Below are 26,708 nucleotides of genomic sequence, written 5' to 3' on the forward strand. Positions count from 1 at the left end.
CCATGACCGTATCGCGCTCGTACGACGCCGTCATCGTCGGCGGTGGCCACAACGGACTGGTCGCCGCCGCCTACCTCGCCCGCGCCGGACGCACCGTCCTCGTCCTGGAGCGGCTTCCCGTCACCGGGGGCGCGGCCGTCTCCACCCGCCCCTTCGCCGGGCTCGACGCCCGGCTGTCCCGCTACTCCTACCTCGTGTCCCTGCTGCCGCCGAAGATCGTCCGTGAGCTGGGACTGCGGTTCGCCGTCCGTACCCGCACCGTCTCCTCGTACACCCCGACCCTCCGCGGGGGCCGTCCCGCCGGGCTGCTGGTCGGAGCCGGCCGCACCCGGGAGTCGTTCGCCGCGCTCACCGGATCGGATGCCGAGTACGCGGCCTGGGAGCGGTTCTACGCGATGACGCGGCACGTCGCCGAGCGCGTCTTCCCCACCCTCACCGAGCCGCTGCCCGACCGGGGCGCCCTGCGGGACCGCATCGGGGACGCGGAGGCGTGGCGCATGCTCTTCGAGGAGCCCGTCGGCGTGGCGATCGAGGAGACCTTCCGGGACGACCTCGTCCGCGGCGTGGTACTCACCGACGCCCTGATCGGCACCTTCACCGACGCGCACGACCCCACCCTCGTCCAGAACCGGTGCTTCCTGTACCACGTGATCGGCGGCGGCACCGGCGACTGGAACGTGCCGGTCGGCGGCATGGGCGCCCTCACCGACGCGCTCGCCGACGCCGCCCGCGCGGCCGGCGCGGAGATCGCCACCGGCCATGAGGCCACCCGCCTCGCGACCGACGGGCGTACCGCCGAGATCACCTACCGCACGGAGGACCACGAGGGCAGCGTCGCCGCCCGGCACGTCCTGGTCGGCGCCCCGCCGCAGCAGCTGGCCGCCCTGCTCGGCGAACCCGCGGCGCAGCCCGCCGAGGGCGCCCAGCTCAAGGTCAACATGCTGCTCACCCGGCTGCCCCGGCTGCGGGACCGCTCCGTCGACCCGCGCGACGCCTTCGCGGGCACGTTCCACATCTCGGAGGGGTACGGACAGCTCGCCGCGGCGTACGCGGAGGCGGCGAGCGGGCGGCTGCCCGGCGCCCCGCCCTCCGAGATCTACTGCCACTCCCTGACCGACCCGTCGATCCTCGGACCGGACCTCGCCGCGCGCGGCTGCCACACCCTCACCCTGTTCGGCCTGCACACCCCGGCGCGGCTGTTCGCCGACGACCACGACGCCACCCGCGCCGCCCTGCTGAAGTCCACCCTCGCGGAACTCGACCAGCACCTGGAGGAACCGATCACCGACTGCCTCGCCGTCGACGCGGACGGCCGTCCCTGCATCGAGGCGAAGACCCCGCTCGACCTGGAGCGCGACCTGAGGCTGCCGGGCGGCCACATCTTCCACCGCGACCTGGCGTTCCCGTACGCCACGGAGAGCACCGGCCGCTGGGGCGTGGAGACGGCCCACCCCAACGTGCTGTTGTGCGGGGCGGGCGCGGTCCGCGGCGGCGGGGTCAGCGGCATCCCCGGCCACAATGCGGCGATGGCGGTACTGGGGCGCTGACCGCCGCCCACCGGGCCGCGGGCGTACGGGCCGGCCCACCGCGTACGCACCGGTGGGCGGGCGCCGCACCCGCGGCGCCGGCCCACCGTGCGAAGGCAGTCGTCAGTGGATGCCGATGAAGCCCGCCTGGAAGTCGTGGGCGTCGACGTTGCTGGTCGAGGCGTGCGAGCCGTGCAGCCAGCCGACCTCGACGTCGTTGCCGCCGGCCGCCGCGGGCGAGGTGGCGAGGAAGCCGAGGGCGAGCAGACCGAGCAGGACCACTGAGATGCGCCGAAGCATGGGTGTCTCCTTCGAGTTGGGACGAATCGGGGACTCGACTCGACTGTGGATCAGCCGTCGGCACCTCGCACCCCGAGTCGTGCGGCCGGGTGGCGCCACGCCGCGCCACGCCTCCGCGCCCCCACCCGGGTCGCGCCCCGCGCCCTGCCGCACCCTTCCCCACCCTGCCGAGCCCGCACGCCCGCCGCCCGCGCCCGCCCACGCGCCCCGTCACGCGCCCGCGTTCGCGCCCACGTCATGCGTCCGCGCCCGGGCGGATCGCCCGGGCGCGGGTGGGAAGCGGGTGCAGAGGGTGTCCGCGACGGCGGCTCAAGTCCGCGGCGGTTCCTGGCCCGGGCCGTGGCCGTACCGTTCCCTCAGCTTCTTCTGTGCCGTGTCGACCTGGCGCCTGTACTTGCCCTGGGTCCTGGCGTCGACGGCGTCGCCCGCCTTGTCGACCGCCCTGCCCGTCTGCTGCTCGTGGCCCTTCAGCATCTGCTTGAGCTTGTCCATCATGGACATAGGGTTCATCCTCCTGGTCGAGCGATCCCCCGCCCTTCAGTTTCGCCGCAGGGCGCGCGACGCGCATCCGGGCCACGGGTTCACCCTGCTGCCGCCGCCTCCCCGGCCGACGCCAGCCACGCCTCGTGCGCCCGCGTCACCCGCTCCCACAGCGCGGTCCGGTCCGTCCCGTCCAGCTCGTCCAGGTCGCGGCCGAAGCCGTCGGCGAGGACGGCGTACCACTCGTCCGCCGAGTCCAGCACCCGCTCGGTGCGCCCCGCCGCGTCGATGCGCTGGAGCATCCGGCCGCGCAGCAGGTCCACGCCGCCGGCGTCCCGGCGCAGGGCCGCGAACGTCGTCATGAACGGTGAGTCCGGTGCCGTGGACAGCCGCACGTGCTCGTCGGCGAAGTCGGCCATCGTGGCGGGCCGCCCGGCGAACTCCATGACCGGGAAGGAACTGCCCGGGTCGTTGTGGAACATCCAGCCGCCGGGCTCGGTGGCGGAGGGCTCCATCCGGTACGTGAAGGGGCCCTGCCGGTACGTCCCCGCCCGCAGCGGCAGCGGCTCGTGCGGCCCGTCGCCGAGCCCCGCGTCCACGAACCACGCCTCGCCGCCGACGCGCACGGTCAGCGCCAGGTGGTTGCCGTTGGCTCCGCGGCCCTCCGGAACCTGGTGCACCCCGCCGAGGTGCAGCGTCACGTCATACCCCAGGGCCTCCAGCAGCGCGGCGAAGCCGCCGTTCAGATGGAAGCAGTAACCGCCCTGCCCGGCGGCGATCCGGCGTGCGGACAGCTCCGGTTCGATGCCCGGTGGCCGGCCCAGCTGGATGCCGATGTTCTCGTAGGGGACCCGTTCGAGGTGGGCCCGCTGCAGCGCGGACAGCGCTTCGGCGGACGGCTCGCCGGGGTCGGTGATGCCCAAGCGGGACAGGTAGCGTCCAAACGGCTCTGCGATCATGGTCGTTCACCCTAACGGGCGGCCCCTCCCGCGCTTCGGGGGGTTCCTCCCGGGCGGACGGCCGCGGCCGCGGCGGGGACCGAGCTCTCCGCGGTGACGTGGCCGGTCGGCCTTGTCGGGGCCTGCCGTCGGGGTCCTCAGTCCGCGGATGCGGTCCAGCCGTCCGGCACGATCCGCGCCGCGTCCGACGGGCGCGCGTCGTCGAAGAGCAGCCGCCGGCCGTCGTGCACCCGCAGCGCGTCGACGTACACTCCGCGCCCGACGTACAGCCGGTCGGTCGCGTACCGCCAGCGCAGCCGCACGGCGGAGCCGTGCCAGGCCGACAGGTCCGCGTCGAGCCGGTGCCAGACCCGTCCCGACCAGCCCGTCACCGCGCCGCCCGGGTGCCGGACGGGCTCCTCGCCGCTCCCGGGGCGCACGGTCGTGAACGGCACCGGCCGCCAGGCCGTCCCCGTGTCCCCGGGCGCCTCGACCCCCGACGCCTCCAGGAACAGGGCGTCGGTGCCCGGCTCGGTGTCCCACCACACTGCGCAGCGCAGCCGGGCGCCGTCCGTCACCGGGCCGAGGCCGGGCAGCGTGAGCGTCGCCGAGGTGCTCGACGCCATGCCCGCGTACCAGGCGGTGCGGCCCCGGACCGGGCGCACCGGGACGGCGCGTGCCAGCTGGTTCGCCGCCGCCACCCGCGGTGCCGAACCGGAGCGCCAACTGCGGACGGGGTGGACGGAGTTGCCGAGGAGCACGAGGAAGGAGTCGGTGGTGGGGTCGATGACGAGGCTCGTGCCGGTGAAACCGGTGTGGCCCGCGGTGTACGGCGTCGCCATCGCGCCCATGTACCAGTGCTGGTACAGCTCGAAGCCGAGGCCGTGCTCGTCGCCCGGGAACGCGGTGTTGAAGTCCGTGAACAGCAGCTCCACGGACTTCGGTTCCAGGACGCGGGCGTGGCCGTAGACGCCGCCGTTCAGCAGCGTACGGGCGAGGACGGCCAGGTCCCAGGCGCAGGAGAAGACGCCGGCGTGCCCGGCCACCCCGCCGAAGCTGTACGCGTTCTCGTCGTGCACCTCGCCCCACACCAGGCCGCGCTCCAGCCCGGACCAGGGCGCCCGGGCGTCCTCGGTCGCGGCGATCAGGGGCTTCCAGGCGAGCGGCGGGTTGAAGCGAGTGCGGTGCATCCCGAGCGGAGCGGTGATCTCGTTCCGGAGCAGTGCATCCAACCCGCGATCGGTGATTTCCTCCAGGATCAGTTGCAGCGTGATGAGATTGAGGTCCGAGTACAGGTACGTGCTCCCGGGCGGGTTCGCAGGCACCTCGTCCCACAGCAGCCGCAGCTTCCCCTCCCGCGTCGGCTCCCGGTACAGCGGGAGCCAGGCGCGCAGGCCCGAGGTGTGCGTGAGCAGCTGACGCACCGTGATGTCCTGCTTGCCCCCGCCCCCGAAGTCCGGCAGGTACGCGGTGACCTTCGCCTCCAGCTCCAGCGCGCCCCGCTCGATCTGCTGCACCGCCAGCACGGCCGTGAAGAGCTTCGACACCGACGCCAGGTCGAAGACCGTGTCCTCCGCCATCGCGATCCGGCGCTCCGCCGGCAGCTCCACGCCCGTGTCGGTCTTCTCGTCGTACGCCGCGTAGCGCACCGCGTGCCCGATGGCCCGGTGCAGCGCCACCGTGCCACCGCGCCCGGCGAGCACCACCGCGCCCGCGTACCACGGGTGCTTGGGGGAGGGGTCGAGGAACCGCTCGGCGTCGGCCACCAGCCGGTCCAGGTACGCGGGCAGCAGCCCCGCGCGCTCCGCGGAGCCCAGCCGCAGCGTCGGCCGCCCGCCCCGCGCGCCGGACCGGTCGCCCCCTCGGGGGCCCTCGGCGCCCCGTCCGGACCCGGCACCGCCGGCATCCGCCGCGGCGGCCCCCGGAATCGAACCGATCACCAGCGCACCTCCCAGGGCCAGGACTCCGCCGCCGAACCGGCGCCGGCTCATCCCCTCCGTCATCCTCACCCTCCCTGAAAGGAAGCTTCGGGCGCGCCCGCAACACGTGAAACTTTCTTACCGGGCGCCCTGGCCGTCAAGACGGCGTCGCCGTCCTCGCCGGATGCGCGGGGCCCGGGACGGCGGCTCCCGCGGCGGACCGGAAACTGACGATGCATCAGAAACTCTCTTCCGGTCCCGGCCCGGCTGCGGCATCCTGCCGCCATGGAGACGGAGCTGAGCAAGGAACTGGGTGCCGAGCACGCCATCTTCGGCTTCACCCCCTTTCCCGCGGTGGCCGCCGCCCTCACGCGGGCGGGCGGCTTCGGAGTCCTCGGTGCGGTCCGCTACACCGATCCCGGCGACCTCGCCCGCGACCTCGACTGGATGCAGGACCACACCGACGGCCTGCCGTACGGCCTCGACGTCGTCATGCCCGCCAGGACGGTGGGAGCCCCGGGCGACGGGACGCTCACGGAGGCCGACGTCGAGGCGATGATCCCCGAGGGCCACCGGCGCTTCGTCCGGGACACCCTCGCCCGGCACGGCGTCCCGGAGCTCGCCGACGGGGAGCCGTCCGGCTGGCGCATCACCGGCTGGATGGAACAGGTCGCCCGCAGCCAGCTCGACGTCGCCTTCGACTACCCCGTCAAGCTCCTGGCCGGCGCACTCGGTTCACCGCCCCCCGACGTCGTCCGCCGCGCCCACGACCTCGGCATCCCCGTCGCCGCCCTCGCGGGCAGCGCGGCCCACGCCCGCCGCCACGCCGACGCGGGCATCGACATCGTCGTCGCCCAGGGGTACGAGGCCGGCGGCCACACCGGCGAGATCGCCACCATGGTCCTCGTCCCCGAGGTCGTCGACGCCGTCGGCCCCCTGCCGGTCCTCGCGGCCGGCGGGATCGGCAGCGGCGCCCAGATCGCCGCCGGACTCGCCCTCGGCGCCCAGGGCGTCTGGCTCGGCTCGATCTGGCTCACCACCACCGAGGCCGACCTCCACGCACCGGCGCTCACCGCCAAGCTGCTCGCCGCCGGCTCCGGCGACACGGTCCGCTCCCGCGCATTGACCGGCAAGCCCGCACGTCAGCTGCGCACCGCGTGGACCGACGCCTGGGACGCCCCGGACGGCCCCGGCGCCCTCCCCATGCCCCTGCAGGGCCTCCTCGTCGCCGAGGCGGTCTCACGCATCCAGAAGTACGAGGTCGAACCGCTGCTGGGCACCCCGGTGGGCCAGATCGTCGGCCGGATGACCAGCGAACGCAGCGTCCAGGAGGTCGTCGACGACCTGACCCGCGGCTTCGAGCGAGCCGTCGGCCGGATCAACCGCATCGCGCAGAGGAGCCGGACATGACCACCCCTCAGCAGGCCCCGCACGGCTTCTGGGCGCAGGCCGCCGCCGACCCCGGCCGTACGGTCCTGTACGCGCCCGACGGGGAGCGGTGGACCGCCGGGCGCCTCCACGCCGCCGCCAACCGGCTGGTCCACGGCCTGCGCGCGGCCGGCATGGAGACGGGCGACGCCTTCGCCGTCGTCCTCCCCAACGGCCCCGCGTTCCTCACCGCGTACCTCGCCGCCTCCCAGGCCGGCTTCTACCTGGTCCCCGTCAACCACCACCTCCTCGGACCCGAGATCGCCTGGATCGTCGCCGACTCCGGCGCCAAGGTCCTCATCGCCCACGAGCGGTACGGCGACGCCGCCCGGGCCGCCGCCGAGGAGGCGGAGCTCCCTCCGGCCCACCGCTACGCCGTCGGCGGCCCGGTCGCCTCCTTCCGCCCGTACCACGAACTCACCGACGGGCTGCCGGACGCACCGCCCCGCGGCCGCACCCTCGGATGGGTGATGAACTACACCTCAGGCACCACGGGGCGCCCGCGCGGCATCCGCCGCCCGCTGCCCGGCAAGCCCCCGGAGGAGGCGCACCTCGGCGGGTTCCTCGGCATCTTCGGCATCAAGCCGTTCGACGGCAACGTCCACCTGGTCTGCTCACCGCTCTACCACACGGCGGTGCTCCAGTTCGCGGGCGCCGCCCTGCACATCGGGCACCCCCTCGTCGTGATGGACACGTGGGCACCCGAGGAGATGCTCCGCCTCATCGACACCCACAAGTGCACCCACACCCACATGGTCCCCACCCAGTTCCACCGCCTCCTCGCCCTGCCGGAGGAGGTCAGGGCCCGCTACGACGTCTCCTCCCTGCGCCACGCCCTCCACGGCGCGGCCCCCTGCCCCCGCCACGTCAAGCGGGCGATGATCGAGTGGTGGGGGACGTGCGTCGAGGAGTACTACGCGGCCAGCGAGGGCGGCGGTGCCTTCGCCACGGCCGAGGACTGGCTCAGGAAGCCGGGCACGGTCGGCAGGGCGTGGCCCATCAGCGAGCTCGCCGTCCTCGACGACGACGGCCGGCCGCTCCCGCCCGGTGAGCTCGGCACCGTCTACATGAGGATGACCACCGGCGGCTTCAGCTACCACAAGGACGAGGCCAAGACCCGCGGGAACCGCATCGGCGACTTCTTCACCGTCGGCGACCTCGGCCACCTCGACGAGGACGGCTACCTCTTCCTCCGCGACCGCAGGACGGACCTGGTCATCTCCGGTGGCGTCAACATCTACCCCGCCGAGATCGAAGCCGTCCTGCTCACCCACCCGGCCGTCGCCGACGCCGCCGCCTTCGGCATCCCGCACCCCGACTGGGGCGAGGAGGTCAAGGCGGTCGTCGAACCCGCAGCAGGCCACGCCCCCGACGCCGCCCTGGCCTCCGGCATCCTCGCCCACTGCGCCGAACGCCTCGCCGGCTACAAGCGCCCCAAGAGCGTCGACTTCATCGCCTCGATGCCGCGGGACCCCAACGGCAAGCTGTACAAGCGGCGCCTGCGCGACCCGTACTGGCAGGGCCGGCGGCGCCCCGTCTGACCGCGTTGCCGCGCCGGTCCGGCGCACCCGGCCCTCTCCGCCGTACGACATCCTCGCCGGACCCCTCCCGCTGCGCCGGGCCGCACCGCCCGGCCCTCTCCGCCGTACGACATCCTCGCCGGACCCCTCCCGCTGCGCCGGGCCGCACCGCCCGGCGCGCCGCCGCACCCGTTCCGGTGACCACACCGCGCGGTGCGGCGGCCGCTCTGGGAGCGTGGGCGCATGAGCACCGGCACGGACCCCGGCCCCGGCCCCGGTACGGAGGGCCCGGGGACGGCGCGGCGCGACGCGCGGCTCACCCGGCAGTGGACCACCTGGGTCCCGCCCGTCGCCGTGGTCGTCCTCGCCGCGGGCTGGGGGCGCGCACTGCCCGGCCCGGTCGTCGCGGTCGTCGGACTGTGCCTGATCGGCTCCGTCCTGTCCGCCGTGCACCACGCCGAGGTCGTCGCTCACCGCATCGGCGAGCCGTTCGGCTCACTGGTCCTCGCCGTCGCCGTGACCGTCATCGAGGTCGGCCTCATCGTCATGCTGATGGCCGGCGGTGGCGACAAGGCGTCCACGTACGCCCGTGACACCGTCTTCGCCGCCGTGATGATCACCTGCAACGGTGTCGTCGGCCTGTCCGTCCTCGTCGCCGCGGTGCGTCGCCGCGTCGCCGTCTTCAACGCCGAGGGCTCCGGCGGCGCGCTCGCCACCGTGACGACCCTCGCCGCGATGACCCTGGTGCTGCCGACCTTCACCACCAGCAGGCCCGGCCCGCAGTTCACCGGGGCCCAGCTCGCCTTCGCCGCCGTCGCCTCGCTCTGCCTGTACGGGATCTTCGTCACCGTCCAGACCATCCGCCACCGCGAGTCCTTCCTTCCCGTCGTCCGCGAGGGCGACCCGGCCGGCGGCGACGGGCACGCCCCGCCGCCCACCGTGCGGGACACCTGGTGGGGCCTGGGCCTGCTGCTCGTGGCGCTCGTCGCCGTCGTCGGCAACGCCAAGCTCGTCTCGCCGGCCATCGAGGACGGCGTCGAGTCGGCGGGTCTGCCCCACGCCGTCGTCGGCGTCGTGATCGCCCTGATGGTCCTGCTGCCGGAGACCCTGGCCGCCGTGCGCGCCGCGAGCCGCGGCCGCGTCCAGACCAGCCTCAACCTGGCCTACGGCTCCGCGATCGCCAGCATCGGCCTGACCGTGCCGGCGATCGCGCTGGCCTCCCTGTGGCTGCCCGGTCCTCTGGTGCTCGGCCTGGGCGCGCTCCATCTGGTGCTGTTCGCGCTCACGGCCGTGGTGAGCGCCCTGACCGTGGTGCCCGGACGGGCCACCCTGCTCCAGGGCGGCGTCCACCTGGTGTTGTTCGCCGCCTTCGTCTTCCTCTCGGTCAGCCCCTGACCCGGACCACCCGGAGCCGCGGATCGGCCAGGATGTCCTTCTCGCAGAAGCGGGCCCGCACCCACCGCTCGGCCCAGAACAGCTCCGTCTGGTCCGCGGCGTGCGGCGAGCCGGGATCGGAGGACTGGGAGTACGCCGGCAGGGTCCGCGCCACCGGGCAGCGGCTGCCGTCCCAGCCCACCGCCTGCACATGGCTCGTGCCGTGCGCCACCTCCGTGTAGCCGCCGCCCGCCGCGTTCCACACGGCCTCGGCCTTGTTCCACACCCCGAGCGACTCCGTACCGCCGTGCACCGGGATGCGGTGACCGCCCCGCACCACGAACTGGTGCCCGCCCAGCGGCGTGTCCAGTGCGATCCCCGCCGCCCGCAGCCCGCCGGCCGCGCCCCGCAGGGCCCCGGCGAAGGCGGGGGAGGAGGTGTCGAGGGTGTGCGGCGTGCCGACCGGGTCGGACGCCGAGAACGGCACCTTCCACAGCCGCGACGCCGGCACGGCCGCCATCAGCCGGCGCCGGAAGCGGTCGAAGAGCAGCGCGCCCCGGCTGGCCGTGTCGGTCCTGCGGTCCCACCGGGCGATCGCCTCGCACGCCCGGGGGTCCTCCGGCAGCACGGCCGGGCAGGCCGCCGCCGTGTCAGCGGCCGCGAATGGTCTGCTGCGACTGCCAGAAGCCCGTCCGGCATCCGCCGGCCTGGCCGGTACCGGTCGCATGCCGGCGAGGACCGGGGGTAACGGGAGATGTACCCGACAATCGACCGCCACGGGAGTGGGGATGCGGCGCACGATCCGGCACGGCACGACCGAGAAGGGCGCGGAGACCCGCGCCGAGGAGGGGGCGCCGCGGTGGTCGCCCGCGGCCCGGGCGCTGGCGGTGGTGCTGGCCTTCGCCGGGATGGTGGCGTTCGCGGTGGTGCTCGCGCGGCTCACGCTGGAGCCGTCGGCCGCCTCCGAGCCCCTCACGCACAGCAATCTGCGCCCCGGCGACTCCATCCGTGACTACCTGTCGCAGCCCGCGTTCCGCGACACGGTCAAGCAACTGGGTGGCAACATCGTCCTCGGCGTGCCGTTCGGCCTGCTGCTGCCCGTGGTGTTCCCCCGGGCCCGGGGGCTCGTACGGGTGGTCGTGCTCACCGCCCTGGTGATGGTGCTGGTCGAGCTGACGCAGGGCGCGCTGGTGACCGGACGTGCCTTCGACATCGACGACGTCCTCCTCAACTGCACCGGCGCCCTGCTGGGCTACCTCCTCCTCGGACGACGCCTCGGCCGCTACGTCCACCCCCGGCGCCACCACTGGTGGCACCGCTTCCGCCGGCGCGGCCCGGCCGCGGAGTGACGCCCCGACCCGCACGGCGCGCCCCCCGAGCGCGGGAGGCGCCGACCGTGGCCGGCGCCGTCCCGCCCGTCACCCCGCGCGCAGGTCGACGATCCTCTTGATCTTCCCCACCGACCGCTCCAGCGTCCCGGGGTCGACCACCTCCACCGCCACCGAAACCCCGATCCCGTCCTTCACGGCCGCCGCCACCGCCCGCGCGGCGTCCTCCCGCGCCGCCGGCGTCGCGCCGGCCCGGGCCTCGGCGCGCACGGTCAGCGCGTCGAGGCGCCCCTCCTTGGTGAGCCTGAGCTGGAAGTGCGGGGCGAGTCCCGGCGTACGCAGCACGATCTCCTCGATCTGGGTGGGGAACAGGTTCACGCCCCGCAGGATGACCATGTCGTCACTGCGGCCCGTCACCTTCTCCATCCGCCGGAACTCCCAGGCCGTCCCCGGCAGCAGCCGGGTGAGGTCCCGCGTGCGGTAGCGGATGACGGGCATCGCCTCCTTGGTGAGGGAGGTGAACACCAGCTCGCCCCGCTCGCCGTCCGGGAGGACCTCGCCCGTGAAGGGGTCCACCACCTCCGGGTAGAAGTGGTCCTCCCAGATGTGCAGCCCGTCCTTGGTCGCCACGCACTCCTGCGCGACACCCGGCCCGATCACCTCCGACAGGCCGTATATGTCGACCGCGTCGATGGCGCACCGCTCCTCGATCTCGCGCCGCATCTCCTCCGTCCACGGCTCGGCCCCGAAGATGCCCACCCGCAGGGAGGTGGAGCGCGGATCGATCCCCTGCCGCTCGAACTCGTCCAGCAGCGTGAGCATGTACGACGGCGTCACCATGATGATCTCGGGCCGGAAGTCCCGGATCAGCTGCACCTGCCGGGAGGTCATGCCGCCGGAGGCGGGCACCACCGTGCAGCCGAGGCGCTCGGCGCCGCAGTGCGCCCCGAGCCCGCCGGTGAACAGCCCGTACCCGTACGCCACGTGCACCATCTGGCCCGGCCGCCCGCCCGCGGCCCGGATGGACCGCGCCACCACCTCCGCCCAGGTGTCCAGATCCCGGTCGGTGTACCCGACGACGGTCGGCCGGCCGGTCGTCCCGCTGGACGCGTGGATCCGCCGCACTCGCGACCGGTCCACCGCGAACATGCCGAAGGGGTACGTCTCCCGCAGGTCCGCCTTCGTGGTGAACGGGAACCGCGCCAGGTCGGCGAGGCTCCGGCACTCCTCCGGCCGGACCCCCGCCGCGTCGAAGGCGCGCCGGTAGAAGTCGACGTTCTCGTACGCGTGGTGCAGCGTGGCCCGCAGCCGCTCCAGCTGCAGCGCCTCCAGCCCGGCGCGGCCGAGCCCCTCCCAGCTTCCGGCGGGGGAACCCCCACCGGTGTCGAGCAGGTCCGTCATGCGCCGTACTCCCGTCCTGGATCCGTCCGGACGATCGACCGATCATTCGGTCGATCACTGCCGGGGATCAGTAATCCAATCCGGGCGCCCGATGGCAAGAGGCATGACCCGCGCTCCGCCGCCCGAGGCGGACCACGCGTCCCTCACTCGCCCGAGCCGGCCGACACCGGCCCGCACTCGCCGGCGTCCGTCCGCGCGTCCGCCGACGCCACCGCGCGCGCCCACCGGTAGTCCGCCTTGCCGCTCGGTGAGCGCTGGATCCGGTCGGTGAGCACCAGCTGCCGGGGCACCTTGTAGCCGGCCAGCCGGGTGCGGCAGTGGCGCTGGATGTCGTCGAGCGTGGGCCGTGACGCCGCGTCCGGGCGCAGCTCCACCACCGCGGCCACGTGGTTGCCCCACCGCGGGTCCGGGACGCCGGCGACGAGCGCGTCGTACACGTCCGGGTGGGACTTCAGCGCCTGCTCGACCTCCTCCGGATACACCTTCTCGCCGCCGGTGTTGATGCACTGCGAGCCGCGCCCGAGGACGGTGACGATGCCCTCCTCGTCCACGGTCGCCATGTCGCCGAGCAGGACCCACCGCTCGCCGCCGCGCCGGAAGAAGGTCTCGGCCGTCTTGGCCGGGTCGTTGTAGTAGCCGACCGGGACGTGGCCGCGCTGCGCGATGCGGCCCGGCTCGCCCGGCCGCACCGGCAGGTGCGTCGCCGGATCGACGACCTGAGTACGGCTGTTGACCCGGAGCCGGAAGCCCCGGCCCGCACCCGCGTCGTCCGTCGCCGTGCCGTTGAAGCCCGACTCCGACGAGCCGAAGTTGTTGAGCAGCATCACGTGCGGCACCAGCGCGAGGAACTGTGCGCGGACCGTCTCCGACAGGATCGCGCCCGACGACGACACGCTGAAGAGTGACGACAGGTCGACCCCCTTCAGCGGCCCGCCGAGGGCGTCGATCAGCGGCCGCAGCATCGCGTCGCCGACCAGCGACACGCTGGTGACCCTCTCCCGCTCGATGGTCCGCAGGACCTCCTCGGGCACGAACCTGCGGTGCAGCACCACCCGCTGGCCGAAGCCGAAGCCGATGAACGCGGTGAGCGTGGACGTGCCGTGCATCAGCGGGGGAGTGGGGAAGAAGGTGATCCCGGCGCCGCCCGCCGCGACCCGCTCGGCCAGCTCCTCCGGCCGCCCGACCGGCTCACCGGTCGGGGCTCCGCCGCCGAGCCCGGAGAAGAACAGGTCCTCCTGCCGCCACATCACTCCCTTCGGCATTCCGGTGGTGCCGCCGGTGTAGATGATGAACAGGTCGTCGCCCGAGCGCGCCGCGAAGCCCCGCTCCGGGGAACCGCCGGCCTCCGCCCGCGCGAACGGAACGCAACCGAGCTCCGGTGCGCCCGGGGGCGGGGTCCCCACCCGCACCAGGTGCCGCAGCCGCTCCGCCCCGGGAGCCGCGGCCGCGACCCGCCGCGTGAACTCCGCGTCGAAGACCAGCCCCGCCAGATCCGCGTCCCGGTAGAGGTGGACCAGCTCCTCCTCGACGTACCGGTAGTTGACGTTCACCGGGACGAGCCGCGCCTTCAGGCACCCCAGCACGGTCTGGAGGTATTCGACGCCGTTGTAGAGGTGCAGCCCCACGTGGTCGCCGCGCCGCAGCCCCGCGTCCAGCAGGTGGTGCCCGATGCGGTTGGCCGCGGCGTCGAGCCGCGCGTACGTCAGCCGCCGCTCGGCCCCCGTCCCCGGATGGTCGAGGTACACCAGCGCCTCGCGGTCCGGGACCACGTCCACGACCGACTCGAACAGGTCGGCAAGGTTGTACTCCACCGCTCCTCCTCCACACCGGGCGCCGCGCCGGGCACGGCGGTCATTAGAGCGCCGGGGCGCACAAGGGGGAAGACGGCCGGCCGAAGAATCTGACTGAGTGTCAGAAAAACTCTTGAACTGCGTTCCCGCCTCCTGCAACCTGTTCCATCTGAGACGGGAGGACGGTCATGGCCACGGAACACCTCACCGTGCGGCGGGCGGGCGCCACACTCGTACTCACCCTGAACCGGCCCGAGGCGAAGAACGCGCTCACGCTGCCGATGCTCGTCGGGCTCCACGACGGCTGGACCGAGGCGGACGAGGACGACGACATCCGCTCCGTGGTGCTCACCGGCGCGGGCGGCTGCTTCTGCGCCGGCATGGACCTCAAGGCCCTGGCCGGCGGGGAGATGGCAGGCCAGCGCTACCGGGACCGCCTGGCCGCCGACCCCGACCTCCACTGGAAGGCCATGCTCCGCCACCACCGGCCGCGCAAGCCGGTCATCGCCGCCGTCGAGGGCCCGTGCGTGGCCGGCGGTACGGAGATCCTCCAGGGCACGGACATCCGGGTCGCCGCCGAGTCCGCCACCTTCGGGCTCTTCGAGGTCCGCCGGGGCCTCTTCCCGATCGGCGGCTCCACGGTCCGCCTCCCGCGCCAGATCCCGCACACCCACGCTCTGGAGATGCTGCTCACCGGCCGCCCCTACGGCGCCCAGGAGGCCGCCCGCATCGGGCTGATCGGCCACGTCGTCCCGGACGGCACCGCGCTCGACACGGCACTCGCCATCGCCGAACGGATCAACGCCTGCGGCCCGCTCGCCGTGGAGGCGGTCAAGGCATCGGTGTACGGGACGGCCGGGCTGTCCGAAACCGACGCCCTGGCCGCGGAACTCGAACGCGGATGGCCCGTCTTCGGCACCGCCGATGCCAAGGAGGGCGCCCGCGCCTTCGCCGAGAAACGCGCCCCCGTCTTCCGGCGCGCCTGACCCGCCCCTCCGCACCCCCCACCAGCCCCGAGCCGCCGGCGCCCCGCGCGTCCCCGGCGCGACCGCGTCGCTCCGGCCGACCGCACCCCCGGCGCGGAGATTGGAGTTCCGTCCATGGCGACCACCCCCGCGCCCCAGCCCCTCAGCGCACCCCTGGTGGTGGAGTTCCCGTTCACCCGGTCCCTCGGCCCCGTCCAGTCCGCCTTCCTCACCGGGCTGCGCGAGCGCACCGTCCTCGGCGTGCGCACCGCGGACGGCACGGTCCTCGTCCCGCCCGTCGAGTACGACCCCCGCACCGCCGACGAGATCCGCGACCTCGTCGAGGTCGGCACCACCGGGACCGTCACCACCTGGGCCTGGAACCCGGCCCCCCGCCGCGGCCAGCCCCTCGACCGGCCCTTCGCCTGGGTCCTCGTCCGGCTCGACGGCGCCGACAGCGCCCTCCTGCACGCCCTCGACGCACCCGGCGGCCCCGACTCCGTACGCACCGGCCTGCGGGTCCGCGTCCGCTGGGCGCGGCGGCGCACCGGAGCCATCACCGACATCGCCTGCTTCGAGCCGTACGACGGCGAACCGGCGACGCCGCCCGGGCCGCGGGAGCACGACGGGCGGTTCGCCGACCCCGTCACCCGCATCGTCGCCCCCGCCCGCCTCGACTACACCTGCACGCCCGGCCGCGCCCAGACCGCCTACCTCCGCGCACTCGCCGACCGCCGCACCGTCGGCGAACGCTGCCCCTCCTGCCGCAAGGTCTACGTCCCGCCCCGCGGCGCCTGCCCCACCTGCGGTGTCGCCACCACCGAGCAGGTCGAGGTCGGCCCGCGCGGCACCGTCACCACCTACTGCATCGTCAACATCAAGGCGCGCAACCTCGACATCGAGGTCCCGTACGTCTACGCCCACATCGCCCTCGACGGCGCCGGCCTCGCCCTGCACGGCCGGATCGCCGGCATCCCGTACGACCAGGTCCGCATGGGCCTGCGCGTCGAACCGGTCTGGACCGACGGCAGCCGCTACCCCGATCACTACCGGCCCACCGGCGAGCCCGACGCCGCCTACGACACCTACAAGGAGTTGCTGTGACGCGCGAGGTCGCCATCGTCGCCTTCGCCCAGACCGACCACCGGCGGCGCGCCGACGGCCTCTCCGAGACCGAGATGCTCCTGCCGGTCCTCCACGACGTGCTGGACCAAACCGGCCTGAGGACCCGCGACATCGGCTTCACCTGCTCCGGCTCCTCCGACTACCTCGCGGGCCGCGCCTTCTCCTTCACCATGGCCCTGGACGGCGTCGGCGCCTGGCCGCCCATCGCCGAGTCGCACGTCGAGACGGACGGCGCCTGGGCGCTGTACGAGGCGTGGGTCACCCTGCTCACCGGCGAGGCCGACACCGCCCTGGTGTACGCGTACGGCACATCGTCGCCCGGCCCCCTCAGGGACGTGCTCAGCCGCCAGCTCGACCCCTACTACCTGGCCCCCCTGTGGCCCGACTCCGTCTCCCTCGCCGCCCTCCAGGCACAGGCCCTGATCGACGCCGGCGAGACCGACGAAGCCGCGCTGGCCGCCGTCGCCTACCGCAACCGCGCCGCGGCGGCCGACCACAACCCGCACGCCCAGCTCCCCGGCCCCCGCCCGCACGGCGAGTACGTCGTCCGCCCGCTGCGCACCGGCGACTGCCCGCCCATCGGCGACGGCGCCGCCGCCGTGATCCTCGCCGCCGGTGACACGGCGCGCGACCTGTGCGAACGCCCGGCCTGGATCCGCGGCATCGACCACCGCATCGAACCGCACGCCCCGGGCGTGCGCGACCTCACCGACTCGCCCTCCACCCGCCTCGCCGCCCGGCACGCCGGTGCCTTCGAACGACCCGTCGACACCGCCGAGCTGCACGCGCCCTTCACCTCGCAGGAGGTGATCCTGCGCAAGGCGCTGCGCCTCGACGACACCGTCGACGTCAACCCCTCGGGCGGCGCGCTCGCCGCCAACCCCGTCATGGCCGCGGGCCTCGTCCGCCTCGGCGAGGCCGCCGCCCGCATCCACCGCGGCACCTCCGGCCGCGCCCTCGCCCACGCCACCTCCGGCCCCTGCCTCCAGCAGAACCTGGTCGCCGTCCTGGAAGGAGACGCCCCGTGAGCAAGGAGCCCGTGGCCGTCACCGGCATCGGCCAGACCCGGCACGTCGCCGCCCGCCGTGACGTGTCGATCGCCGGACTCGTCCGCGAAGCGGCCCGCCGCGCCCTCGCGGACGCCGAACTGACCTGGGCGGACGTCGACGCCGTCGTCATCGGCAAGGCGCCCGACTTCTTCGAGGGCGTCATGATGCCCGAGCTGTACCTCGCGGACGCCCTCGGCGCGGTCGGCAAGCCGGTGCTCCGCGTCCACACCGCGGGCTCCGTCGGCGGCTCCACCGCCCTCGTCGCCGCCCACCTCGTCGCGGCGCGCGTCCACTCCACCGTCCTCACCGTGGCGTTCGAGAAACAGTCCGAGTCCAACGCCATGTGGGGCCTGTCGCTCCCCGTGCCCTTCCAGCAGCCGCTGCTGGCCGGCGCGGGCGGCTTCTTCGCCCCGCACGTACGGGCCTACATCCGCCGCACCGGCGCGCCCGCCACCATCGGCTCCCTGGTCGCGTACAAGGACCGCCGCAACGCCCTGAGGAATCCGTACGCACACCTCCACGAACACGACATCACCCTGGAGAAGGTCCAGGCGTCCCCGATGCTCTGGGACCCCATCCGGTACTCGGAGACCTGCCCCTCCTCCGACGGCGCCTGCGCCATGGTCCTCACCGGCCGCGCGGGCGCGGCCCGTTCACCGCACCCGCCCGCCTGGGTCCACGGCGGCGCGATGCGCAGCGAACCGACCATGTTCGCCGGCAAGGACTTCGTCTCCCCGAGGGCGGGCAAGGACTGCGCGGCCGAGGTCTACCGGCAGGCCGGGATCGGCGACCCGCGCCGCGACATCGACGCCGTCGAGCTGTACGTGCCGTTCTCCTGGTACGAGCCGATGTGGCTGGAGAACCTCGGCTTCGCCGACGAGGGCGAGGGCTGGAAGCTCACCGAGGCGGGCGTCACCGAACTCGACGGGGACCTCCCCGTGAACCCGTCGGGGGGCGTGCTCTCCACCAACCCCATCGGCGCCTCCGGCATGATCCGCTTCGCCGAGGCGGCCCTCCAGGTACGGGGGCGGGCGGGCGGGCACCAGGTGCCCGGAGCCCGCCGGGCCCTGGGACACGCCTACGGCGGCGGCGCGCAGTTCTTCTCCATGTGGCTCGTCGGCGCAGAGCCGCCCCGGACGTGAGGAGACCGCCGACGCGGCCTGTCCGGGACCGGCCGCGATGACTAGTCTGAGCGCGGACGACGACCGGGAGGAGCAGGCACGTGGCCGACAGCATCACCGCTCAGCAGCACCGGCAGCAGCTCGCGGGCTGGAACAAGCCGGACCTCGACCTCAGCAACGCGGACTGGCGGTCCGGCAGCCAAGGGGCGGGTGATGTGCAGATCGCGTTCGTCGAGGGTTTCATCGCCATGCGCAACGCCACGCGTCCGGAGAGTCCGTCGCTGATCTTCACCCCCGCCGAGTGGCGCGCCTTCGTCGTGAACGCCCGGGAAGGCGAGTTCGACCTCACCTAGGACGTGTCTTCCGGACCTCGCCGGGCCGGCGGGCCCCGCCACCTCGGGCCCGCCGCGCCCCGCGGGGCCGGCACCGCCTGTACGCGGCCGGGCCGAACCGGACACGGGACGTCCATGAACGCCGCCGGGGTCCGGCCTAAGGTGGCGATCATGAGTGGAGAGCGTGATCTGACCCGGCTCGTGTCCGGCATGCGGCCCGAGCTCGACCCCGGCCGCTACGTCTTCTGCACGGTCGACGGACGGGACGTCCCGCCCGGCCTGCACCCCGTCGTCACCGTTGCCGAGTCCGAGGGACTCACCCTCGTCCTGCGGGAGGCGGAGGCGGACGCCGCCTCGCTCCCGTACGACTACGTGGCCGGCTGGATCACCCTGCGCGTGCACTCGGCGCTCGACGCCGTCGGACTGACCGCGGCGGTCGCGGGCGCACTCGCCGAGGCGGGCCTGAGCTGCAACGTCGTCGCGGGCTACCACCACGACCACCTCTTCGTGGAGCGCGAGCGCGCCGAGGAGGCCCTCGCCGTGCTCCGCCGGCTCGCCGAGCACACCGCCTGAGCCGGCCGGCCGGCCGGGCCCGGCCCGGCACGGTCCGGTGCCCAGCCGGGGCATGGCCGGCGGGCGCCGCGCCCGCGCCCGCCCCGGCGAGCACCACCGTGCTCCGGACGGGCGTCACCGGGGCCGGAGCGGGGCCCGCGCAGGCATCCGGGACGCATCCCCCGATGCGGTGAACCGCCGGCGCCGAACCGCCCCCGGAGGCACCGGTCGCGGGCGACTTCGCCGAGGGGGCGGCCGCCGTTCCGGGCGCGCGGGCACGTACCATGGCGGCATGTCCTTCCTCCGTCGCCGCAGCGCCGCCACACCCGCGGGCCCGGACTTCGATGTCCTGGCCATGGACCCGGGCGACTGGCCCGGCAATCTCGGCGCCGGCCTGCTCCCCGCCCCCGACGGCAGCTGCCAGGGCGTGTTCCTCCGCTACGACCTGTTCGGCGGCCGCGGCCCCGCGATGATCATCGGCAACCTGCCGGAGGGATCCCCGGCGCGTGAGCTGGCCGAGGGGCAGGTGCCCTTCGAGGTCGCGCAGCTGCTCGCCGCGCTGGAGAACGACGAGCCGGTCGAGGTCGTCGAGACCGAGGACGTACCCGTCATGCAGGGGGACAACCTCCTGATCGTGCGCCGCCTCAAGCTGTCCGAGAGCCGGATCTCCTGCGTGCAGTTCGACCGCAGCGACAACGTCCTGGTCACCATCGCCAGCTGGGACCGTCCGATCACCGACGACCTGTACGCGCTGCTCAAGCCCCTGCCTGCGGAACTCTTCCAGCAGGGCTGAGCCCATGGCGACGGACGAGGGCAAGGGCGGCGCACAGGGGACCGTGCGCGTCGACAGCTGGATCTGGGCGGTACGCCTCACCAAGACCCGCTCGCAGGCCGCGGCCGCCTGCCGGGCCGGGCACGTCCGCGTCAACGGCGAGCGCGTGAAGCCCGCCCAGGCCGTGAAGCCGGGCGATGAGGTGCGGCTGTTCCACGCGGGCCGCGAGCGGATCGTCGAGGTCAAGCGGGTGATCGCCAAGCGGGTCGGCGCGCCCGTCGCCGCCGAGGCGTACGCCGACAACAGCCCGCCCCCGCCGCCGCGCGAGCACGTCGCGCTGGCCGGCGTCCGGGACCGCGGCACCGGCCGCCCCACCAAGCGCGAGCGCCGCGAACTGGACCAGCTCCGCGGCCTGCGCCCCTCCTGAGCCCCGGGCGCCGAGGGCGCCGCAGACGGGACGGAGCGCCCGGGCCGGCCCGGACACTCCGCCGCCCGCTACCGCCTCACGAGGTGAACATCCCCGCCACCCGCGCCGCGGAGGTGCCCAGGCCCACCGGGCCGCCCGGCAGGACGGGAGCCGCGGGACCGGAGGGCGGTGCGGCGGAAGCGGCGCCCCGCAGCCGCGGCGTACCGGCGCCCGAGCGGATGTCCTCGTCCCCGTAGCGGCGTACGCTGCGGTGCCAGTGGAGGATGCCCGCGAGCCAGTCCTCCAGCTCCCGCACATACGCGTCGAGCGCGCCCCGCCCGCTCTCGTCCAGCCCGAACTGCTCGGCCAGCACGGGCAGTTCGTTCTTCTTCACGTGCAGGAACTGCCGCAGCCGCCCCCGCATCAGGTCGTCGACGATCGCCACGCCGGCCGGGTAGTCGCAGTCGAAGAACGTCTGCACGACGAGCACCCCGTTGTGCACCTCGCCCTCGACCTCGATCTCCTTGCGGTACGAGAAGAGGTCGTTGAGCATCGTGGCGTAGTCCTGGGCGGCGTTCTCCAGGTTGCGCACCGGGCCGCTCCGCAGCAGCTCCGCCGGGAGCCCGTCCTCGTGCCGCAGCCGCGCCAGGCTCATCGTCATGTCGGAGCCGAAGGTCCGGCGCCGCATCTCGATGTAGTCCACCGGGTCGGGCACCCGGTGCTGGGCCTGGTTGTGCAGCTCCCACATCCAGCTGTCCAGCATGCGGTCCACCGCCCCGCGGAAGGACGCCCGGGCCGCCGCGCCCATCGGCCCGGTGGTGCGCGCCCACAGATCGGCGAGCGCCCGCTCCATGGGGCTCACCGCGACGGCCGCCCCGGCCGCCGGGTCGTCCACCGGCATGCACTCCTTGAACCGCTCCGTGCTCACCTTCGCCCCGGCGAGGTCGCGCGGCCGCCCGAAGACGAGCGGGTAGTAGTCGTCGCCGTACGTGCCCCACGTCAGCCACTGCGCGCTGAGCTCCAGTTCCTCGGGGGTGGCGTCCGGGTCCAGCCCGGCCGCGCAGAGCGCCAGGTCGAAGCCGGCCATCAACTGCTCGTCCCAGATGTCGTCCAGCAGGCCCATCCGCCCCGCCCACGCCAGCGACGCGGCGCGGGCGTCGTCCAGGTGCGGGTTGAGCGAGAGGGGGAAGGGCAGGTCGAAGTCGGGCAGCAGCGAAGGGCCGACGTGCTGGTGCGGCACATGGGTGAGGGTGCGCAGCCGCGCGGCGGCCGGACGCCCGAAGAGCGTCCGGATGTCGAGCGCCGAGGTGCCCAGTACCCCGGGCAGCGCCGGACGCGCGCTCCGCACGCCCTCGTTCATGTACCGGCTGGAGCGCATGTGCCACTCGTGACCTCCGGACTGCCAGTCCTGAAGGCCCTTGGTGTACGCGGCGACGGCGGCGCGCTCCTCGTCGTCCAGCCCCTTCTCCAGGCAGAGCGCGGGCACTTCGGTGAGCGCCGTGTTCTCGAACTGCTGCAGCCGGGAGGTCAGCAGGTCGTTGACGGCTTCCGCGGCCTCCTGCGTCGAGCAGGCGAGGAACCTCTCCAGCACCAGCACACCGTTGCTGTTCTCGCCCTCGTCCTCGACCTCACGCTGGTACGAGAAGAGGTCGTTGCGCAGGTGGACGGCGTCGGCGAACGCGTCCCGCAGCACCAGCAGCGGCCGCGACCCGGCCACCGACCGGGGCACCTCGGCACCGGCGGCGTACTCCACCAGCCCCGCCGACCACGGAGCGCCGCCCACCTTGCGGCGCATCTCGATGTACTCGACCGGGTTGGCGATCCGCCCCTCGTTGATGTTGGCGAGCTCCCACAGGGACTCGTTGAGCAGGTTCTCGGTCGACTCCGCGAAGCGGGACCGCCACCCCGGCGACATGCTCGGCACGGTCCGTGCCCACAGGTCCGCCAGCCCCGCCTCCACGGGGTTGGCCGGCTCCGGCATGCCCTGCGCCGGGTCCCCGGGCATGAAGGCCGGCAGCCGGTCCAGGTACTCCTTCCCGCCGGCCAGGTCCTGGGTGCGCTTGAAGACCTCCAGGAAGTGGTCGTCGAAGAAGAAGACCCAGACGTACCAGTCCGTGACCAGCGACAGTGCGTCGGCGTCGCAGTCCGGGTGGGTGTACGAGCACAGCAGGGCGTAGTCGTGGGAGTCGAGGTCGTGCTCCTCCCAGATCCCGGATCCCTCCAGCATCCCCATCCGCCGCGCCCACTTCTTCGTGTGCACGCGGGCGGCCTCCAGATGAGGGTTGAGGCGTGCCGGGTACGGCACGTAGAAATCCGGGAGGACGAAGGGCTGAGCCATGCGTGCGGGGCCTTTCGGTGACGTGGGCGAGCGGGGGCGAAATGTCCGCGCCAGGCCTACCCACGTCACTCCCGTCCCACGCGACCCATGCATTAGTCATACGAACGGGTGACGGGGGTGGCCTCCCCAAGGACGCGCACATCGGACACCTTGACGAACGCCACCCGGTGCCCGAACTGGATTTCGTAGTACTCCTCCCGGCCGCGCACCACCCGGTGGCCGGCCGTGTCGAACGCCGGCGCGAAGAAGTACTCGCCCGGGACACGGCCGCCGGCCACGTACCGCTGCCCGGCGGGGATCGTGTACGCCAACGGCGACACCGCCTGCACCGGCACGCCCGCGGGGTACGCCGACGGCTCGGGGTACGCCCTGCCGTACACCGGGATCTCCGCGAGGCCCGGGCGCGGAGTGATCAGCCGGGCGCGTGCGCCGACGGCCGCCGGCCGGGAGCGCGGATCGTGGAACCATGCCTTCCGGCCCAGGTACCAGATCGCCGTCCACTCCGCGCGCCGCTCCGCGACCGCGTACCGCTGGCCCGTCGACGCCCGCGCCCCCGTGTCGTTGACGCCGGTCGTCGAGTCCTCCCCGCCCGGCCGCAGCCCGATGTCCTTCACCAGCGGGGCACTCGGGCTCGGCTCCGTGTGCAGCCGCACCGCGCCGCTGCCGTGCGGGGTGCACACCTCACCCGGCGTCACGCAGCCGGTGTACACGGGCCGGTGGGCGGCGTACTCGGGACGGATCGTCACCGCGGCGCCGTGCGGGCCCGCGGTGGGGGTCAGGGGCCGGCCCAGCAGCTCGAAGTAGTGCGCCCAGTCCCAGTACGGGCCGGGATCGGTGTGCATGCCGCGGACCGCCGCCGTGGTGGGCCCCGGCACGTTGTCGTGGCCCAGGACGTGCTGCCGGTCCAGCGGGACGCCGAACCGCCGCGCCAGGTACCGCACGAGACGCGCCGACGCCCGGTACATCGCCTCCGTGTACCAGGCGTCCGGGGCGGCCAGGAAGCCCTCGTGCTCCAGGCCCACCGCCTTGGCGTTGACGTACCAGTTGCCCGCGTGCCAGCCGACGTCCTTCAGCGGCACGTGCTGGGCGATGTGACCGTCGGACGAGCGCAGCGAGTAGTGCCACGACACATAGGTGGGATCCTGCACCAGCCGGAGCGTGACGTCCCAGGTGGCCTCGGTGTCATGGATGACGATGTACTCCACCGTCTGGGAGGAGGGCCGGTCCGCCTTGTCGTGGTTGCCGTAGTCGCCCTGGCCGAACTCCTCGTACGGCGCCGGGACCCACTCGCACGCCACCGTGCGCGGGCATTCGGCCCGGCCCCGGCCGGCCGCGCGCAGCCCGAGCCCGGCGGTCTGCGCCGCCGTGTCCGGTACCGCCCCGGGATCGGCGGGCAGCTCGACCCGCTGACCGCTGTCGGTGACGCGCCGCGCCCCCGAACGCAGCACGGTGTACACGTCGTTCGCGTACGCCGTGGCCGTCGCCAGGTCGTCGGCGCCCGAGACGCGCGCCACCGCGCCGTACCAGTCGGCCGGGTCCGCGCTCGCCGCACGGCCCAGCTCCCGCTGCGCGGCGGCCAGGAGCGCGGCCCCGCCCTCGATGTTGGCGGCGGCGCGGGTGCGCAGCCGCTCGGGGGAGTGCCCGGTCAGCCCGGCCGCCCGCTCCAGCGTGCGCAGCCGGGGCGGCAGTGCCGACGGCCCGGGCAGCGGAGTGCCGGCGCCGTCCTTCGGGCGGCGCGAGGTGTCGCCCCGCGCGTCCTCCCCGCCGTGCGTGTGGTGCGGCGCCGAGGCGAGCGCGGTCCGCGCGTCGGTCAGGTGCATCGGCCCGTAGCCGCCCGAGACGCTCGGCGCGCCGCCGTGACCGTCCCACCGCGACTGCAGGTACGACACGGCCAGCAGAACACCGCGCGGCACGCCGTACCGGTCGGCGGCCGCGGCGAAGGCGTCCTGGAGCGATCCGGCGGCCGGCGGCGGCCCGGCGCTCGCCGGGGCGGCGGCGGGGAACAGGGACAGGAGCAGCGCGGCGGCCACCACGGCGCCGCCCGCTCCCCGTACGCGTCGATGGGCCGGACCGGGCACTGCAGCCTCCTGGAGGGGCGCTCGGGGAGCGGATCCGTCCAGGGGTAGCGGCCGGCCGGCGATCCGTCAATCAGCCGCGCAGCAGGCGGAGAAGCGCGCCGTGGCGGCCTGCGGCGCGTCAGAGGAGTACACATGTGGCACGGCCGGCCGCGGGGGGCCGGTCAGTCGATCCGTACGGCGAGGAGGCAGGCGTCGTCGTCGTGGACCGTGCGCTCGTACTCCTCGGTCAGCCGGTCGATGATCTGCTGGGGCGGCCGGCCGCTGCTCGCGGCCAGCGCCCGCGTCAGCGCGGCGATGCCCTCGGTGATGTCCTGGCCGCGCCGCTCCACGACCCCGTCGGTGTAGAACAGCAGCACGTCCCCCCGCTCCAGCGGGAACTCCGCCGTCTCGTACGCATGGCCGGGCAGCACACCCAGCAACGGCCCCCGGTGGTCCGTCGGCAGGGCGAACGCATGACCGCCGCGGAGCAGCAGCGGGGCCGGGTGACCGGCGCACGTCCACCGGAAGACCCGGTCGTCATCGATGTGCCCCACGGACATGGTGGCGGTCGACGGAGTGGCGTCACTGCACACCAGCTCGTTCAGCCAGGTGGCGACATCACCGGCACAGGCCCCCGAGTGGGCCAGCCCCGCCATCGCGTACCGCTGCTGCGCCATCCGGGCCACCGCGTCCAGGCCGTGGCCGCTGGCGTCACCGATCGCGACCAGCGCCCGCCCGCTCGGCAGCGGCCGGCACTTGTACCAGTCCCCGCCGACGGCCGCCTCCGGCTCGGCCGGCAGGTACGCCGCCGCGGCCGTCAGGCCCAGCTCGGCGAGACCCTCCGAGTACGTCGGCAGCAGCGCCTCGCGCAGGACGGCGGCGACGTGCTGCTCCGCCGCGGCCTGCTGCCGCAACTGCTCCGTCTCGACCTGCTTCTCCACCAGACGCCGCCGGCTGCGCATCTGCGGGGTGAGGTCACGAGCGACGATCTGGACCGCCCAGGGCCGGCCGTCCGTACCGGCCACGGGACGGCCCAGCAGGTCCACCGTACGGATCTCGCCCAGCACCAGGAACCGGATCCGGGTCCACGCCGGCTCCTCACCGGCCAGGACCGACGCGATGAACTCGCCGAACGGCCCCACGTCCGCCCGCACCAGGTGGTCGCACAGCTCCAGCAGCGACCACGGCAGCGCCGGATCCGTACGGAAGATCCGCTGCAGCCCCTCGGACCACGACACCCCGCCGGACAGCAGGTCCCACCAGCCCCACCCCATGGAGGCCAGATGCTGGGCGTCGATGGTCAGCAGCTCCGCCTGGCTGCGCACCGGCCGCCAGGTCGTCAGCACCCGGTCCCCGCACGACGCCGCGTAGTGGACCAGCTGCACGCGCCGCAGCCGGCCGTACCGATCCTCCGTGTAGTCCACGACCAGGCCGTCGAGGGAGCGGCCCGTCGTCAGGACCTCACGGAAGGCGCTCAGCAGCCCGGTGGCGGCGGCGCCGGGGCGGGCCACTTCGAAGAACCGCTGCCCCGCCTGCTGGTCCGGAGACTTCAGCCACTCCGTCGAGCGGATGTGGTTGCCCGCGCTGATGACGAAGTCGGTGACGGTGCCGGAGTCGTCGCGCAGCGGCGTCAGCAGCGCGGCGGACACCGGGATGGCGGGCAGCGTCGAGCACAGGCACCGCCACGGGTCGTGGTCCTCACCGGCGTCCACACAGCTGTGCCGCGTCCCGTGGCCCTGCCCGCACGGGCACTGCTTCCCTTCCCGTACCCCGGGCCCCGCCGGGCCCAGTGTGTCACCCGGCGGGCTGCCGTCCCCGCCGCCGGGACCGGGCGCCGCGGCGTCCGTGCTCCTGCGCACGTCGGCGCGGAGCGTCACGATCTCGCGTTCGATGAAGGCCTTCAGCGACGCCACGTCGGACGGCATCTCGCGGCCTCCCGGACATAGAAAGCGAAAATAGGGCCATACCCTGCCTAACCGGCGGGGAG

At 74.2% G+C, this 26,708-nt stretch carries 22 protein-coding genes and 1 pseudogene; 13 read left to right on the plus strand and 10 right to left on the minus strand.

What is annotated here, in order from left to right:
• Positions 1-2 precede the first annotated feature (2 nt).
• Entirely contained in the window at positions 3-1,547 is a 1,545-nt protein-coding gene (locus ACIA79_RS11770) for a phytoene desaturase family protein (protein WP_399428027.1), read from the plus strand.
• Between the two features lie 102 nt (positions 1,548-1,649).
• On the opposite strand, the gene ACIA79_RS11775 is transcribed toward ACIA79_RS11770, so the two are convergent.
• The 4 genes from ACIA79_RS11775 to ACIA79_RS11790 form a co-directional block, all read right to left on the minus strand.
• On the minus strand, positions 1,650-1,826 hold the full coding sequence (locus ACIA79_RS11775) for a hypothetical protein (protein WP_399428028.1): 177 nt from the start codon (positions 1,824-1,826) through the stop codon (positions 1,650-1,652).
• 309 nt (positions 1,827-2,135) lie between these two features.
• Complete coding sequence (locus ACIA79_RS11780; RefSeq protein ID WP_399428029.1) at positions 2,136-2,327, minus strand: antitoxin; 192 nt, start codon at positions 2,325-2,327, stop codon at positions 2,136-2,138.
• An 80-nt stretch (positions 2,328-2,407) separates the two neighbouring features.
• On the minus strand, positions 2,408-3,265 hold the full coding sequence (locus tag ACIA79_RS11785; RefSeq protein WP_399428030.1) for an arylamine N-acetyltransferase: 858 nt from the start codon (positions 3,263-3,265) through the stop codon (positions 2,408-2,410).
• A 137-nt stretch (positions 3,266-3,402) separates the two neighbouring features.
• Positions 3,403-5,247 (minus strand): serine hydrolase, encoded by a 1,845-nt coding sequence (locus ACIA79_RS11790; protein WP_399428031.1) that lies wholly within the window; start codon positions 5,245-5,247, stop codon positions 3,403-3,405.
• Between the two features lie 201 nt (positions 5,248-5,448).
• Between ACIA79_RS11790 and ACIA79_RS11795 the strand changes: the two genes are divergently transcribed.
• The 3 genes from ACIA79_RS11795 to ACIA79_RS11805 all read left to right on the plus strand — a co-directional run bounded on the left by ACIA79_RS11795 (position 5,449) and on the right by ACIA79_RS11805 (position 9,506).
• Entirely contained in the window at positions 5,449-6,573 is a 1,125-nt protein-coding gene (locus tag ACIA79_RS11795) for an NAD(P)H-dependent flavin oxidoreductase (RefSeq protein ID WP_399428032.1), read from the plus strand.
• Entirely contained in the window at positions 6,570-8,132 is a 1,563-nt protein-coding gene (locus tag ACIA79_RS11800) for an acyl-CoA synthetase (RefSeq protein ID WP_399428033.1), read from the plus strand. The genes ACIA79_RS11795 and ACIA79_RS11800 overlap by 4 nt, the downstream gene beginning before the upstream one ends.
• Before the next feature lie 222 nt (positions 8,133-8,354).
• Positions 8,355-9,506 (plus strand): calcium:proton antiporter, encoded by a 1,152-nt coding sequence (locus ACIA79_RS11805; RefSeq protein ID WP_399428034.1) that lies wholly within the window; start codon positions 8,355-8,357, stop codon positions 9,504-9,506.
• On the opposite strand, the pseudogene ACIA79_RS11810 reads toward ACIA79_RS11805, so the two are convergent.
• Positions 9,496-10,146 (minus strand): annotated as a pseudogene (locus ACIA79_RS11810) (penicillin acylase family protein); the annotation flags it as partial. The gene ACIA79_RS11805 and the pseudogene ACIA79_RS11810 sit on opposite strands and share 11 nt — an antisense overlap.
• Before the next feature lie 127 nt (positions 10,147-10,273).
• On the opposite strand from ACIA79_RS11810, the gene ACIA79_RS11815 reads away from it, so the two are divergent.
• Entirely contained in the window at positions 10,274-10,834 is a 561-nt protein-coding gene (locus tag ACIA79_RS11815; protein ID WP_399428035.1) for a VanZ family protein, read from the plus strand.
• A 69-nt stretch (positions 10,835-10,903) separates the two neighbouring features.
• Here ACIA79_RS11815 and paaK read toward each other — a convergent pair whose 3' ends face one another.
• Positions 10,904-12,214 (minus strand): phenylacetate--CoA ligase PaaK, encoded by a 1,311-nt coding sequence (paaK, locus tag ACIA79_RS11820; protein WP_399428036.1) that lies wholly within the window; start codon positions 12,212-12,214, stop codon positions 10,904-10,906.
• A gap of 143 nt (positions 12,215-12,357) precedes the next feature.
• The gene (locus ACIA79_RS11825; protein WP_399428037.1) at positions 12,358-14,025 is read right to left on the minus strand and encodes an acyl-CoA synthetase; all 1,668 of its coding nucleotides are present in this window, start codon (positions 14,023-14,025) and stop codon (positions 12,358-12,360) included.
• Between the two features lie 167 nt (positions 14,026-14,192).
• Here ACIA79_RS11825 and ACIA79_RS11830 point away from each other — a divergent pair, with 167 nt between their 5' ends.
• From ACIA79_RS11830 to ACIA79_RS11865, 8 genes are all read left to right on the plus strand, one after another.
• Complete coding sequence (locus ACIA79_RS11830; protein WP_399428038.1) at positions 14,193-14,990, plus strand: crotonase/enoyl-CoA hydratase family protein; 798 nt, start codon at positions 14,193-14,195, stop codon at positions 14,988-14,990.
• A 114-nt stretch (positions 14,991-15,104) separates the two neighbouring features.
• Positions 15,105-16,073, plus strand: a complete 969-nt coding sequence (locus ACIA79_RS11835) for a Zn-ribbon domain-containing OB-fold protein (RefSeq protein WP_399428039.1) — start codon at positions 15,105-15,107, stop codon at positions 16,071-16,073.
• Positions 16,070-17,122, plus strand: a complete 1,053-nt coding sequence (locus ACIA79_RS11840; RefSeq protein ID WP_399428040.1) for a thiolase domain-containing protein — start codon at positions 16,070-16,072, stop codon at positions 17,120-17,122. Before ACIA79_RS11835 ends, ACIA79_RS11840 begins: the two co-directional genes overlap by 4 nt.
• On the plus strand, positions 17,119-18,285 hold the full coding sequence (locus ACIA79_RS11845; RefSeq protein WP_399428041.1) for a thiolase domain-containing protein: 1,167 nt from the start codon (positions 17,119-17,121) through the stop codon (positions 18,283-18,285). Before ACIA79_RS11840 ends, ACIA79_RS11845 begins: the two co-directional genes overlap by 4 nt.
• A gap of 80 nt (positions 18,286-18,365) precedes the next feature.
• On the plus strand, positions 18,366-18,617 hold the full coding sequence (locus ACIA79_RS11850; protein WP_399428042.1) for a DUF397 domain-containing protein: 252 nt from the start codon (positions 18,366-18,368) through the stop codon (positions 18,615-18,617).
• Positions 18,618-18,767: 150 nt separating this feature from the next.
• Positions 18,768-19,169, plus strand: a complete 402-nt coding sequence (locus ACIA79_RS11855) for an ACT domain-containing protein (RefSeq protein WP_399428043.1) — start codon at positions 18,768-18,770, stop codon at positions 19,167-19,169.
• 271 nt (positions 19,170-19,440) lie between these two features.
• A complete protein-coding gene (locus ACIA79_RS11860; RefSeq protein ID WP_031079537.1) occupies positions 19,441-19,941 on the plus strand; it encodes a hypothetical protein in 501 nt (166 codons plus the stop codon).
• 4 nt (positions 19,942-19,945) lie between these two features.
• Positions 19,946-20,347: an RNA-binding S4 domain-containing protein gene (locus tag ACIA79_RS11865; RefSeq protein ID WP_399428044.1), complete on the plus strand. Its 402-nt coding sequence runs from the start codon at positions 19,946-19,948 to the stop codon at positions 20,345-20,347.
• A gap of 76 nt (positions 20,348-20,423) precedes the next feature.
• Here ACIA79_RS11865 and ACIA79_RS11870 read toward each other — a convergent pair whose 3' ends face one another.
• The 3 genes from ACIA79_RS11870 to ACIA79_RS11880 form a co-directional block, all read right to left on the minus strand.
• Positions 20,424-22,664, minus strand: a complete 2,241-nt coding sequence (locus ACIA79_RS11870) for a germacradienol/geosmin synthase (protein WP_399428045.1) — start codon at positions 22,662-22,664, stop codon at positions 20,424-20,426.
• A gap of 92 nt (positions 22,665-22,756) precedes the next feature.
• Entirely contained in the window at positions 22,757-24,742 is a 1,986-nt protein-coding gene (locus ACIA79_RS11875) for an N-acetylmuramoyl-L-alanine amidase (RefSeq protein WP_399428046.1), read from the minus strand.
• Positions 24,743-24,903: 161 nt separating this feature from the next.
• Positions 24,904-26,646 carry a PP2C family protein-serine/threonine phosphatase gene (locus ACIA79_RS11880; protein ID WP_399428047.1) on the minus strand — a complete coding sequence of 581 codons (1,743 nt, stop codon included), beginning with the start codon at positions 26,644-26,646 and terminating at the stop codon, positions 24,904-24,906.
• Between the last annotated feature and the right edge of the window lie 62 nt (positions 26,647-26,708).

The organism is Streptomyces sp. NPDC051310 (assembly GCF_044455245.1).
Classification (GTDB): Bacteria; Actinomycetota; Actinomycetes; order Streptomycetales; family Streptomycetaceae; genus Streptomyces.

Bases quoted from the DNA above. Each gene is read 5' to 3' on its own strand.
- ACIA79_RS11770 (WP_399428027.1), top strand. From the start codon at position 3: ATGACCGTATCGCGCTCGTACGACGCCGTCATCGTCGGCGGTGGCCAC.
- ACIA79_RS11775 (WP_399428028.1), bottom strand. From the start codon at position 1,826: ATGCTTCGGCGCATCTCAGTGGTCCTGCTCGGTCTGCTCGCCCTCGGC.
- ACIA79_RS11780 (WP_399428029.1), bottom strand. From the start codon at position 2,327: ATGTCCATGATGGACAAGCTCAAGCAGATGCTGAAGGGCCACGAGCAG.
- ACIA79_RS11785 (WP_399428030.1), bottom strand. From the start codon at position 3,265: ATGATCGCAGAGCCGTTTGGACGCTACCTGTCCCGCTTGGGCATCACC.
- ACIA79_RS11790 (WP_399428031.1), bottom strand. From the start codon at position 5,247: ATGACGGAGGGGATGAGCCGGCGCCGGTTCGGCGGCGGAGTCCTGGCC.
- ACIA79_RS11795 (WP_399428032.1), top strand. From the start codon at position 5,449: ATGGAGACGGAGCTGAGCAAGGAACTGGGTGCCGAGCACGCCATCTTC.
- ACIA79_RS11800 (WP_399428033.1), top strand. From the start codon at position 6,570: ATGACCACCCCTCAGCAGGCCCCGCACGGCTTCTGGGCGCAGGCCGCC.
- ACIA79_RS11805 (WP_399428034.1), top strand. From the start codon at position 8,355: ATGAGCACCGGCACGGACCCCGGCCCCGGCCCCGGTACGGAGGGCCCG.
- ACIA79_RS11815 (WP_399428035.1), top strand. From the start codon at position 10,274: ATGCGGCGCACGATCCGGCACGGCACGACCGAGAAGGGCGCGGAGACC.
- paaK (WP_399428036.1), bottom strand. From the start codon at position 12,214: ATGACGGACCTGCTCGACACCGGTGGGGGTTCCCCCGCCGGAAGCTGG.
- ACIA79_RS11830 (WP_399428038.1), top strand. From the start codon at position 14,193: ATGGCCACGGAACACCTCACCGTGCGGCGGGCGGGCGCCACACTCGTA.
- ACIA79_RS11835 (WP_399428039.1), top strand. From the start codon at position 15,105: ATGGCGACCACCCCCGCGCCCCAGCCCCTCAGCGCACCCCTGGTGGTG.
- ACIA79_RS11855 (WP_399428043.1), top strand. From the start codon at position 18,768: ATGAGTGGAGAGCGTGATCTGACCCGGCTCGTGTCCGGCATGCGGCCC.
- ACIA79_RS11860 (WP_031079537.1), top strand. From the start codon at position 19,441: ATGTCCTTCCTCCGTCGCCGCAGCGCCGCCACACCCGCGGGCCCGGAC.
- ACIA79_RS11865 (WP_399428044.1), top strand. From the start codon at position 19,946: ATGGCGACGGACGAGGGCAAGGGCGGCGCACAGGGGACCGTGCGCGTC.
- ACIA79_RS11870 (WP_399428045.1), bottom strand. From the start codon at position 22,664: ATGGCTCAGCCCTTCGTCCTCCCGGATTTCTACGTGCCGTACCCGGCA.
- ACIA79_RS11880 (WP_399428047.1), bottom strand. From the start codon at position 26,646: ATGCCGTCCGACGTGGCGTCGCTGAAGGCCTTCATCGAACGCGAGATC.